This window comes from Erwinia pyrifoliae DSM 12163, assembly GCF_000026985.1.
Taxonomy (GTDB): Bacteria; Pseudomonadota; Gammaproteobacteria; order Enterobacterales; family Enterobacteriaceae; genus Erwinia; species Erwinia pyrifoliae.
The window spans coordinates 2266938-2279210 of sequence record NC_017390.1 but is presented as its reverse complement, the minus strand read 5'-3'; the positions used below and the strand labels follow the sequence as shown (position 1 = coordinate 2279210).

The 12273-nt window shown below is 53.0% G+C and carries 8 protein-coding genes; 3 read left to right on the top strand and 5 right to left on the bottom strand.

Annotated features, from left to right (window positions below):
- The first annotated feature begins 177 nt into the window (after positions 1 to 177).
- Together emtA and EPYR_RS10150 are read left to right on the top strand one after the other, a co-directional pair.
- A complete protein-coding gene (gene emtA, locus EPYR_RS10155; RefSeq protein WP_012668319.1) occupies positions 178 to 813 on the top strand; it encodes a membrane-bound lytic murein transglycosylase EmtA in 636 nt (211 codons plus the stop codon).
- 658 nt (positions 814 to 1471) lie between these two features.
- Positions 1472 to 1720 (top strand): GlsB/YeaQ/YmgE family stress response membrane protein, encoded by a 249-nt coding sequence (locus EPYR_RS10150; protein WP_012668318.1) that lies wholly within the window; start codon positions 1472 to 1474, stop codon positions 1718 to 1720.
- Between the two features lie 86 nt (positions 1721 to 1806).
- Here EPYR_RS10150 and treA read toward each other — a convergent pair whose 3' ends face one another.
- The 5 genes from treA to EPYR_RS10125 form a co-directional block, all read right to left on the bottom strand.
- Positions 1807 to 3483, bottom strand: coding sequence for an alpha,alpha-trehalase TreA (treA, locus tag EPYR_RS10145; RefSeq protein ID WP_012668317.1), 1677 nt, complete (start codon positions 3481 to 3483; stop codon positions 1807 to 1809).
- Between the two features lie 282 nt (positions 3484 to 3765).
- Positions 3766 to 4695: an N-acetyl-gamma-glutamyl-phosphate reductase gene (gene argC / locus EPYR_RS10140; protein ID WP_012668316.1), complete on the bottom strand. Its 930-nt coding sequence runs from the start codon at positions 4693 to 4695 to the stop codon at positions 3766 to 3768.
- A 136-nt stretch (positions 4696 to 4831) separates the two neighbouring features.
- Entirely contained in the window at positions 4832 to 5095 is a 264-nt protein-coding gene (locus EPYR_RS10135; RefSeq protein ID WP_012668315.1) for a hypothetical protein, read from the bottom strand.
- Positions 5096 to 5524: 429 nt separating this feature from the next.
- Entirely contained in the window at positions 5525 to 7171 is a 1647-nt protein-coding gene (gene fumA / locus EPYR_RS10130; protein WP_012668314.1) for a class I fumarate hydratase FumA, read from the bottom strand.
- Between the two features lie 181 nt (positions 7172 to 7352).
- Complete coding sequence (locus EPYR_RS10125) at positions 7353 to 8864, bottom strand: DASS family sodium-coupled anion symporter (protein ID WP_012668313.1); 1512 nt, start codon at positions 8862 to 8864, stop codon at positions 7353 to 7355.
- A 577-nt stretch (positions 8865 to 9441) separates the two neighbouring features.
- Here EPYR_RS10125 and EPYR_RS10120 point away from each other — a divergent pair.
- Positions 9442 to 12219 (top strand): flavocytochrome c, encoded by a 2778-nt coding sequence (locus EPYR_RS10120; RefSeq protein WP_012668312.1) that lies wholly within the window; start codon positions 9442 to 9444, stop codon positions 12217 to 12219.
- Positions 12220 to 12273: the final 54 nt, after the last annotated feature.

Here is a 12273-nt window from a genome sequence, read left to right as displayed (position 1 = left end):
TTTTTAATCACTGCGGGGGATTTTTTCCCGCTCAGTGCTGTCCAATAACGTTCGATGATGACGAATCGAAGCACAGAAGTCATCCTGCCGGAGCATAAATTAAGATTAACGGCAATTATCTGAGAGCGGGTTCACCGTATGATAGATGCGAAGCCAGAACATTGAGGATAAAACAGCGTGAATAAAAGCGTGGGAATAGCGGCACTTGTCGCGGTAGTCATGTTGGCAGGCTGTGCCAGTAAACCTAAAAACAACAGTGGCCTTAAGCCCAATACGGCATTAACTCAGGCGCCTCCGGCAACGGTAGCATCCGCCTGGTCAATGATGACGGAACAGGCAGCGCAGCGAAACGGGGTGGATCAAAAACTGGTCGAGGCGATTATTACAGTAGAATCGGGCGGCAATCCAACGGTAGTCAGTAAATCGAATGCCATTGGGTTAATGCAGATCAAAGCCTCGACGGCAGGTCGCGAAGTTTATCGTGCACAGGGTCGGCGAGGTGAGCCGACCAAGGCCGAACTGCGAGATCCGGTAAAAAATATCAATATTGGCACGGCCTATCTGCGCATCTTGCAGCAGCAGCATTTGGCTGGCATCCGCGACCCTGAAACGCTGCGCTACGCGACCATTGTGTCTTATGCCAATGGAGCAGGTGCGCTTCTACGCACCTTCGCCAGCGACCGTGATCGGGCGATCGCGATGATTAATGCCATGAGTCCTGAGGATTTTTACCAGCATGTGCAGAAGAGACATCCGGCCGCCCAGGCCCCACGCTATTTGTGGAAAGTGACCACCGTCTACCGTACGATCTGACTTTTTACTGGTAACGGTTGGCTTTATCGCTGGCCAGCCGTTCCAGAGAGAATATGACCCATTGTAATGCACGCTCCTGTACGGCATTGAGAGAAATAAAATGCAGACTCAGGCGCGGGTTGACAATTGTTTCACATTTACCCCCGATACCCCCTGACTACGCTGTGGTTGCCAATGGATATCAGCCGTGCATCAACCACGAAACGACCCTATTCGGCCATCTCAAGGCGAAGGTTTTTTATGCTGTCACCGTATTTCAACCAGTCGGCAACGGAGCAGTCAGAAAGCACCGCGCTGCCGCCGATAGAGATATCCGGTAGCGCCCTTCACCAGAGCCATCCAGCCACGGGATGTAGCTGTAAAAGACCGCGCTGATGTGAAACCCGTATTAGGGTCTGATTCCTTACCAGGTCGCGCAGAACTGCTAGTGTACCCTGTTTTAAATACTGCCCTTTATTCTCCTGCTCCACGTCCCCTCCTGTCGAAGTACAAACTATGCGTCAGTAACGCTATCGGCTCAGTAGGTGAAGGCTTTACAAATAATTTACCGAAATAGTAAGATACTTTGGATTTAAATCACAGAGTTAGAAACTTCGCCTATACTTACTGGTTCTTATAGGGTGACGAGTTTAATCAGTAAATCTTAAGGAGTTTTTTAATGGGTATTCTTTCGTGGGTCATCTTTGGTCTGATCGCAGGTATTATTGCTAAGTGGATTATGCCAGGTAAAGATGGCGGCGGGCTGATCATTACTGTGATCCTGGGGGTTATTGGTGCGGTCGTTGGCGGCTGGATCAGTACATTCTTTGGTTTTGGCAGGGTAGACGGTTTTAACTTCGGCAGTTTCGTGGTTGCGATTATCGGTGCCATCGTGGTGCTGTGGATTTACCGTAAAGTGCGTAGCTGATACCGAGTTGCTGTATGAAGCAGGAAGGCTGAAGCCTTCCTGTTTTTTTTGGTCATTTTCACGCATTGTGGGGGCAATCGGAAGATTTACTGGCTTGTTTTGCCGCCGTGAAGATCGCCTGCATTGTTACAGGTCACGCCATGCGGGCAGTAGAGATCCAACAATTTCAGCGTTACCGCATTAGTCCAGCCAAATCCATCCTGCAGCGGATACTCCCCACCGTCGGCCCGCGCTTTGCCCTCTACCACGTATTTTTCTACCAGCTTGTGCTCATTATCATAGGTTGCCTGTACGCTGTTGAGGAAACGCAGGGCAATGTCTTTCGCCAGCTGCTGTTGGCCGTAGTGGTTCAGCCCTTCGACGGCAACCCATTGCAAAGGCGCCCAGCCATTAGGCGCGTCCCACTGTTGATCGGTTTTTACCCTGGTGGTGACCAGCCCACCTTCTTTCAGCAGGTGTTTGTTGACGGCGATGGCAGTTCGGCGGGCGCGTTCGTCGTTGGCCGCCCGCAAATACAGCGGGAACAATGCGGCTGCGGTCAGCTGCGGTCGCACCCGGGCTTTCTGCCAGTCGTAATCGGCGTACCAGCCCTGTTTCTCATCCCACATATAGCGGGCGATAGCTATTTTACGCCGTTCGGCAAGCTGCTGGTAACGCTGGCTGGCAGCGTGATTATTGGCTATTTGGCTGGCGCGGGCAAGAGTGGTTTCCAGGTGGAAAATGAGCGCATTGAGATCGACCGGCAGGATTTTCGTGGTGCGAAGGGTGGCGAGATCGTCTGGCTTATCGAACCAGCGCGAACTGAAATCCCAACCGGATGCGGCTCCGGCGCGCAAATCACGGTACAGCTGCGCTTTATCGCCACCTGTCACTTTCTGTGCCGTGGCGATGTCGGCCATCCATGATTCCGTGCGCGGCACATCGCGTTCATCCCAGTAGCGATTCAGCAACGTGCCGTCGGTTAACTTCACGACGCGCTGAATAGAGCCACCGGCCTGCAGCTGCTTGCTGTCTGCGCCAGCCATCCAATAGTTATACTCTTTCTCCAACTGGGGCAGATAATGGCTGTATACCTTGTCACCGCCGTGCCGCGCCAGCAGATCAACCATCATGCTAAAGAAAGGCGGCTGCGAACGGCTGAGATAGTAACTGCGGTTCCCGTTGGGAATATGGCCATACTTATCTAACTGATATGCGAAGTTATCCACCATATCCTGCACCCGATCCCAATGACCACTTTCCGCCAGTCCCAGCATAGTGAAGTAGCTGTCCCAGTAATAAACCTCGCGGAAGCGGCCGCCGGGTACCACATAGGGCTTAGGCAATGTCAGTAGTGAATCCCACTTATTTTTCGCCTGTGATGAACGCGTGAGTAATGGCCACAGGGCATTAATATGGGCGCGCAGACTTTGGCCAGGCGGTGAAACGTAAGTTTCATCGGCGGCGGGCAGGGTAAAGTTGGCGGCAACAAAATGCCTGAGATCGAAATTTTGCTGCATTTTCTGCATCTGCCAGTCGCTGAGAATTAATGATGGATCGTTTTTGGGGACGGCATCGGCAAAGGTTTTCTGGTCCGGATAGAGGTTTGCCGCCTGCACCGCCGCAAATAGTGGCCCCAGCCGGACATCAGGCGGCTGAGGGGTATTGTTGAATAGCCGTTGACTTTCTTGTGCCTGGGCGGCACAGCTGGTAACCAGCGCGCCAGCCAGCAACAAAGGGGCAAAAAGGAGGATATGTGATTGATGCCTGGAAGGTATTCTCATCGGGTACTCTCCATTTTCATGTCGGTTTTGAATGTTATGAAGCATATACAGAACCTTAAACTATCTGTGGCAATCGGACGTCACGGGAATGACAAAGTGTGAATCAGGCAGGGATTTTGGAATTACAGAGGATGAAATTGCTGCCCAAACGGGTGATTTGTCGTCAGAGGCACTTTTGCCGGCGTTGTGAGTCGCTGTTACTGATTGGCGCAGAAATAGCGCTGCGGGGGGTTAAGAAGACGATAAGCCGGCGGGGACGGCGATGGTCCCCGCAAAAGCCCTTCAGAGGTTAACGCAAGTCTCCTCCGCCAAACCGAGCATCAGGTTCAGGTTCTGCACGGCGGCACCCGAAGCCCCTTTACCCAGGTTATCCAGGCGCGCTGCCAGAATGCACTGACGCTGCTGTGCGTGGCTGAAGACGAATAGCTCTAAATTGTTGGTATTGTTCAGCGATTCCGGCAGCAGGTAAGGTGCGCTGTCTTCATCCAGTGCGTTCAGGGGATTGACCTGAATAAACTGTTGGCCGGCGTAATAATCTGCCAGCGCCTGCTGTAACGGCTCGCCGTCAATGTCATTTAAAGGGATAAACACCAGCATGCCCTGTGCGTAGTCACCGACCGCAGGCTGCAAAATGGGTCTGCTACTCAGACCGCCCCACGCCTCAATCTCTTTAATATGTTTATGATCAAAGCCCAGACCGTAAGCAGCATAACCGTTGCCCGCATGGCGATACTTCTCGATCATCTGATTACCGCCGCCGCTGTAACCGGAAATCGCATTGATTGCCAGCTGGCTGTCCGCCTTCAACAGACCCGTTCGGGTCAGTGGCGCCAGCAGGGCAATAGCCCCGGTGGCATAACAGCCCGGGTTCGCAACATGGCTGGCGCAGCTGATTTTTTCGCGTTGTCCAGGAGCAAGTTCTGGCAGGCCGTATACCCAGCCGGCCTCCACCCGGTGAGCGGAACTGGCATCCAGCACGCGTGCGCCTACCTCGTTGGCCAGCGCTACCGCATCCCGCGCGGCGGCATCCGGCAGGCAAAGGATACTGACATCAGCCTGTTTCATCAGCGCCTGACGGGCGGCGGCATCTTTGCGCTGCGCTTCATCAATCTGCAGCATTTCAATCTGAGGATGACTGGCTAACCGTTGTTGGATCTGCAATCCGGTAGTGCCTGCCTGACCGTCAATAAACACGCGATATTTCTGACTCATTACAGTTTCAGCCTTGGATAAGTAAAAGCAGTGCTTCAGATTATGCGAGATTTAAGCCTTGTGGTAAATAAATATTGACTGAATATTTGTTTTATATGCATAAAAAGTCATTTTCCGGACGGAGAGGATAGCCGCATCACAGCGCACCATCCTGGTGTTTTAAAGCATGAAATGGCAATTGACGAGCATTAAGCATCAATACCACAACGCCGCGATACCAGCGGGAGGCGACCAGACGCAGTTCGTCCTTTTGCCGCCACAGGGCGTACTGAACAATGCCCGGCTGAAGGGGAGTGCGCAGTCCTGACAGCGCCGCAAGGTAATCGGCGTAGTTGGACGCCGAGTGCCGCCCCAGGTAACTCTGTACAACCCACTCATCAATTGGCAGTGCATTCAGCATGGCAACATGATCGGTTTTAGCCCAGTCCAGCAGCCCGGTTACCCCAACGCGTATTCAGCAGGCATCCATTTTACTGGCCGCTGCAAGAACTGCCCTTAGCGTGCCAGCCGCCAGGTGTTGATCCAACGGGGATTTTAATCAGAAGGTTTTTTTCGCTATGGCGAGGCAAAATTTGTCGCCGAAGCTGTTGCGTTGCCCGTGGCGGATGAGGTGAGGTTCCCGCCATTCAGGTTGCCCGGAGGCCCCGAACCGAGAAAGGCGCATAATAACAGCCGGCAGTGGTCAGAAAATTTGGCCGCAGAGAACAAAGCTGAATGGGGCTGAAGCGGTCAATCAGGCCAGCCATCTCACGATGTCTGGCCATTCTGGTGACGAGCCTGATGCGCTGTTTATCTTAACGCCGCCCGGAGGAACTAAAACAAGTCAAGGTTACTTCACGCACTTACCGCACGGGTTCTGCTGGATGCGCTGAAAGAAATCATTGCCTTTATCATCGACCAGAATAAAGGCCGGGAAGTTGTCAACGTCAATCTTCCAGATTGCTTCCATTCCCAGTTCAGGATACTCCAGGCACTCCAGGCTCTTAATGCTTTGCTGCGCCAGCACGGCAGCCGGGCCGCCGATACTGCCGAGGTAGAAGCCGCCGTGCTGCTGGCAGGCATCCGTGACCTGCTGACTGCGATTGCCCTTTGCCAGCATGATCATGCTGCCACCATTCGCCTGTAGCTGGTCAACGTAGGAGTCCATGCGGCCTGCTGTCGTAGGGCCAAGCGATCCTGACGCGTAACCCTCAGGGGTTTTTGCCGGGCCGGCGTAGTAAATCGGATGGTCTTTGATGTACTGCGGCAGACCTTCGCCCTTGTCGATACGCTCCTTGAGCTTTGCATGAGCAATGTCGCGGCCGACGATAATGGTACCGCTAAGCGACAGGCGGGTAGCGACCGGGTAGTGAGAAAGCTGGGCAAGGATCTCGGTCATTGGACGGTTCAGGTCCACCTGCACCACGTCGCCTTCACCCTGCTGGCGCAGTTCAGCAGGTATGTAGCGACCCGGATTATGCTCCAGCTTCTCAATCCAGATGCCGTCACGATTGATTTTTGCTTTGATGTTGCGGTCGGCCGAGCAGGAAACCGCCATCGCCAGCGGGCAGGACGCACCATGTCGCGGCAGACGCACCACGCGAATATCATGGGCAAAGTATTTGCCACCAAACTGCGCGCCCAGCCCCAGCTGCTGGGCGGCAAGCAGCAGTTCCTGCTCCAGCTCAATATCACGAAACGCCTGACCGTGCTCGTTGCCTTCGGTGGGCAGCCGATCGTAATAGTGGGTTGACGCCAGTTTCACCGTTTTCAGCGTACTGTCGGCAGAGGTGCCACCAATCACAAAAGCGATATGATAGGGCGGGCAGGCTGCGGTGCCGAGGCTGCGCATTTTCTCGGTCAGAAAGGCTTTCAGCTTAGCGGGGGTGAGTAGCGCTTTGGTTTCCTGATAAAGATAGGTTTTATTGGCTGAACCGCCGCCTTTGGCCATGCAAAGGAACTGGTATTCATCACCATCAACGCTATACAGGTCAATCTGCGCAGGCAGGTTGGTGCCGGTATTGACCTCTTTATACATATCTAATGGGGCGTTCTGCGAATAGCGCAGATTATCTTCGGTGTAAGTATTGTAAACGCCCTTAGCCAGAGCGGCCTCATCGCCGCCACCGGTCCAAACGCGTTGACCTTTTTTGCCCATAATAATCGCCGTACCGGTATCCTGGCAGGTAGGCAAAATGCCTTTGGCCGCGATCTCAGAGTTGCGCAGAAATTGTAATGCCACATATTTGTCGTTCTCACTGGCCTGGGGATCAGCCAGTATGGCGGCAACCTGGCGCTGGTGGGCAGGACGCAACATAAATGAGGCATCATGAAAGGCCTGCTGGGCCAGTAAGGTCAGCGCTTCTGGCGCGACTTTGATGATTTCCTGACCATCGAATGTGCTGACCGATATATGTTCGCGGGTAAGCAGATAGTATTCGGTTTCGTCTTTGGCGAGCGGGAAGGGCGGCTGATAATGGAACGGTTTATTCGACATTTTGCTCTCACTTAATGATCTGCTGCCTTCCTTCTCTGATGCGGAGGTTCGGCAACATTCAGGGCGATATCGTTGTGCGTTATCCTGCCGGGTGCAATCAGCCGGCAGGCAGGTGCAGAATGGTATAACAATATGGCAACATCTGCATATCCGATGTGCGTAGCTGTCGTTCAGTTACACATCAGAACATCATCACCATCCACGGGTAGCCAATCAGCATAAGCAGGCAGAGGAAGATGGCTCCGAAGATTGTCCCCAGGCGCCAGTAGTCTTTCACAGGCAGGTAGCCACTGCCATAGTAAATCGGACTCGGCCCCGTACCGTACGGCGTGATGATCCCCATGATGCCCAGCGAGGTGCACATCATCAGGCAAAATACCGGCATATTAATTCCTGGTATCGCAGCGGCAATGGTGAGCATTGCAGGTAACAGCGCAGTGGTATGCGCGGTGGTACTGGCAAACAGATAGTGCAGCAGGAAAAAGGCGACCATCAACACCACTGCGGAGATCTGTGGGTCATAGCCGTGCAGCAACAGGCCGCCCTCTTTGCCCAGCCAGGTGATAAATCCGACGCGAGCCAGACCATCCGCCAGCGCCACCAGGGTGGCGAACCAGACAAAGGTATTCCAGGCCGGTTTATTACTGGTGATATCGTTCCAGTTCAGTACGCCGGACCACAGCATCATTACCACCACCACCAGGGCAGCCGTTGCGGGTTCAATCCATGCCGTGGCAAAAATCCACATCAGCAGGGCAGAGACCACGAACACCAGTAACAGGATCTCATTGCGGGTGAGTCTGCCCAGCTTTTCCAGTTCGCTCACCGCCCAGCGCGGCACTTCGTCATTCAACTTGACTTCCGGCGGATAAAACCAGTAAGCCAGCAGCGGCATGGTAAGCAGTAACAGCAGGCCGAGCGGCAGGAAGGCAATGAACCACATGCCCCATGAAATATCGAAGCCGACCACGCTTTTCACCAGTGCCAGGGCAAGCAGATTAGGCGCCAGCGCTGAAAGGAACATTGAGCTGGTGATACAGGTTGCAGCAATCGCCACCCACATCAGGTAAGAGCCAATTTTTCGCGCACTCGGATCGCCGGGTTTTGACTCGTAGAGCGGCGGCAGGTTGGCAATTATCGGGTAGATAGTACCGCCGCTGCGAGCGGTGTTAGACGGCGTAAAAGGTGCCAGCAGCAGGTCGGCGAAGGTGATGGCATAGCCCAGCGTCAGACTGCGCCGACCAAGATATTTAACCAATATCAGCGCCAGCCGGCGGCCAAACTGCGTTTTGTCATAGCCTGCGGCAAACATAAACGCGCCGAAAATCAGCCAGACCGTAGCGTTACCGAAGCCGCTGACTGCCCATTTGAAAGCCTGGCTGGCGGTTTTAAAAGAGGGGTCGGCAAGTTCTGCCGGGCTGAACAATAGCCACTGGCTGAACAGGGCGATGACCACCAGGCCGGTCAAGCCGATAACAGCTCCCGGCAACGGTTCAAAAATCAGGCCGACGATCACCCCGACGAAGATAGCGAAAAAGTGCCAGGCATAGGGTTCCAGCCCTTGTGGAACCGGAGCCAGCAATAGCAACACGGCAACCAGCACCGGTATAAGCAGCATAATCGGCCGTTTTTTCGGCCGGACAGAAACAGGAGGAGCCTTGGCATTTTCACTGATAAGGGATGTTTTTTTCATCGTATTTGTCTGCAAGTTATTGAGAATTTGTTAAGCGCCCGGCAGTAGCTTGAGCTTTATTAATACATTTTAGTTTTCTGAGCAGTTTAATCGTGGCGACTACATAACGTCTTTTTTCCCGTTCAAGTTTTGGGATATGTAGTTATTGAATATAATTATAGTGAGAGTTTTGCAAATAAAATTATTGATCCAGATCAATAAATCACAGGCTTCCTTTATATTTTTTAAGGGGTTAAGGAGATAAATAACTTGCTCTTTATAATAATGGCTTTCTTTTTTCTACGGTGACGGAAATTAACTAAAATTCGAGGTATATCTGCCACATCGTATTGAATTTTATAACTTATCTCTCGTGAATAAAATGTTGCCTGTCTGCGATCTAAATTAACAATTGTAAAATAAAATGACGTATTTCTTTGTAATTAATTCATTTAACTGACAAAGATATTTTGATGCTAAATTTACTGGAAATCTAACCGGCTGAGTTGTTATATTGCCAGCATGAAACCGGGCCACTAATTTAATTAAAAATGCCCGCTGCCAAATTCGAGCCTTTTAATTTTGGAGTTCATGCGATATGAATAAACTCACCCCTGTCCTTAATCCGCTGACGCTGCCGAACGGGGCCGTGCTAAAAAACCGCCTGCTGATGGCTCCGATGACGACCTGCAGCGGTTTTCATGATGGAACCGTGACCAGTGAACTGGTTGAGTACTATCGCGTCCGTGCTGGCAGTATCGGTACCATCATCGTGGAATGCTGCTTTATCGATGCGAAAGGCCCGGCTTTTCCCGGGGCGATTGCCATCGACAGCGATAACAAAATTCCGGGACTGGCTAAAATTGCTGATGCCATTAAATCGGCCGGGTCGAAAGCCATTCTGCAGATCTATCACGGCGGCCGCATGGTGGAGCCGGAACTGATTGGCGGTAAAACCCCGGTAGCGCCGAGTGCGATCGCCGCCGCGCGCGTCGGCGCTACCACGCCACAGGCGTTAAGTGCTGAAGAAGTCGAGGTGATGGTCACCAGGTTCGGGGATGCGGTGAACCGGGCGATCAAAGCCGGGTTCGATGGCGTAGAAATCCACGGTGCCAACACCTATTTGATTCAGCAATTCTATTCACCACATTCCAACCAGCGCCGTGATAAGTGGGGAGGAAACCGCGATAATCGGGCCAGATTTGCTCTGGAAGTTCTGGATATAACTCACAAAATGGCGAGGCGATTTGCCGATCCTTCATTTATTATCGGCTATCGCTTCTCGCCGGAAGAGCTGGAAGTGCCGGGTATCCGCTTCGATGACACGATGTACCTGCTGGAAAAACTGGCGGCGCAAGGTCTGGACTACGTGCATTTCTCAGTAGGGCAGCTGCTGCGGCCCTCCATTGTTGATAGCGACGATACAACACCGCTGATTAGCAAATATCTGGCGATGCGTTCACCACGGCTGGCACGGATCCCGACGATCGGTGTCGGCGGGGTGGTGAACAAGGCCGACGCGGAAAGTGCGCTGGAGCACGGTTTTGATCTGGTGGCGGTAGGTAAAGCCTGCATCGCCTTCCCGGACTGGATCGACCGCATCATTAATAACCACCATCTGGAACTGTTTATGCACAGTTCGCAGCGTGAAGCGCTGAACATACCGGAGCCGCTGTGGCGCTTCTCACTGGTTGACGCCATGATCCGCGATGTCAGTAGCGGCAGTCGCAAATACAAAGCCGGGGTTTATCAGGAAAAAGTGGAAGCCGAGGCGTTAAAACTGCAAATCAACGTCACGCTGGATACCGATCGTATTACCGATATTTCACTGATACCGGACGCGAAGCTGGACGTTGATTTCACCACAACGTTTGAAAGTCTGCGCTCGCGTATTCTGGTGGCAAACAGTCCTCATGTTGATGCCATCACCGGGGCAACCACACAGAGTGAGGCACTTAAAAAAGCGGTTTCCCGTGCTTTGACCACCTCCAGCAAAGAGCATGTTATCGAAGAGGGCGGTAACCCGCAGGCACCACAGCACTACGACGTGGTGGTGGTGGGCAGCGGCGGCGCCGGTCTGGCGGCGGCGATTCAGGCCGCAGAAGAAGGGGCAACAGTGCTGGTCGTCGAGAAAATGCCCACCATTGGCGGTAATACCATCAAGGCTTCCGTTGGCATGAATGCCGCAGAAACCCGTTACCAGAAGCTGAAGGGTATTCAGGACAGCAAAGAGCGGTTCTTTGACGAAACGCTGAAAGGGGGCAAATTTAAAAACAATCAGCAGCTGCTGCGCCAGTTTGTTGATCTGGCACCAGAAGCCATTGAGTGGCTGGCGCGTCATGGTATCGAACTGAACGACATCACTATTACTGGCGGCATGAGCATTGACCGTACCCACCGTCCGGCTGACCGTTCCGCCGTTGGCAGTTTCCTGATTAGCGGTTTAGTTAAGAATATCAACCAGCACAATATTGAGGTGCTGCTGGAGACATCAGTCGATGAGATCCTGTTTGAGAATGGCGCGGTCACCGGGGTAAAAGTGGTTGATGAGTACAACGACAGCCGTATTTTTCATGCGAAAAGCGTGATAGTTGCCACCGGCGGATTTAGTGCCAACCGGAAGATGGTGGTGAATTACCGCCCGGAGCTGGATGGCTTCGTGACGACCAATCACCAAGGTGCTACCGGCAGCGGTATCGCTATGTTACAGCATATCGGCGCGGCCACTGTCGATATGGGTGAGATACAGATTCACCCCACTGTAGAACAAACGACCTCTTACCTGGTTTCAGAATCTATACGGGGGGGCGGGGCAATTCTGGTGAGCCAGGCAGGCCAGCGTTTCTTCAATGAAATGGAAACTCGCGATAAAGTCTCTGCGCAAATTATTGCCCTGCCCGAAAAGAGTGCATGGATTATATTTGATGACCGGGTACGCCAAAACAATAAGGCTGCCGATGAATATATCGCTAAAGGCTTTGTGATCGCTGCGCCGACTGTGCATGAACTCGCTGTTAAGCTGAATATGGATCAGGAAACGTTGCAGAGTACGTTGGGGCGTTATAATCGGTTTGTCGGGCAGCAACATGATGAGGACTTTGGACGTCAGACCGCGCTGCGCCATCCGCTGCGCGAGGGGCCATTTTTTGCTATCCGCATCGCTCCCGGGGTGCATCACACCATGGGCGGGATAACCATCGATACCGATACTGCGGTACTGGATACGCTTAAACATCCCATCAAGGGAGCATGGGCGGCGGGTGAAGTGGTTGGTGGTATCCACGGTGCGAACCGTATCGGCGGCAACGCGGTGGCAGATATTATCATCTTCGGTATGCTTGCCGGCCGTCAGGCTGCAGCATGGGCTTTAGGTTAAAGATATTCTCAGGCTTGTGGGCGACCCGAAATGCGTGTCGCCCTGAAATTCTCA

Excerpts from the sequence above, each read along its gene's own strand:
- EPYR_RS10150 (WP_012668318.1), top strand. The coding sequence starts at position 1,472 with ATGGGTATTCTTTCGTGGGTCATCTTTGGTCTGATCGCAGGTATTATT.
- treA (WP_012668317.1), bottom strand. The coding sequence starts at position 3,483 with ATGAGAATACCTTCCAGGCATCAATCACATATCCTCCTTTTTGCCCCT.
- argC (WP_012668316.1), bottom strand. The coding sequence starts at position 4,695 with ATGAGTCAGAAATATCGCGTGTTTATTGACGGTCAGGCAGGCACTACC.
- EPYR_RS10135 (WP_012668315.1), bottom strand. The coding sequence starts at position 5,095 with ATGCTGAATGCACTGCCAATTGATGAGTGGGTTGTACAGAGTTACCTG.
- fumA (WP_012668314.1), bottom strand. The coding sequence starts at position 7,171 with ATGTCGAATAAACCGTTCCATTATCAGCCGCCCTTCCCGCTCGCCAAA.
- EPYR_RS10125 (WP_012668313.1), bottom strand. The coding sequence starts at position 8,864 with ATGAAAAAAACATCCCTTATCAGTGAAAATGCCAAGGCTCCTCCTGTT.
- EPYR_RS10120 (WP_012668312.1), top strand. The coding sequence starts at position 9,442 with ATGAATAAACTCACCCCTGTCCTTAATCCGCTGACGCTGCCGAACGGG.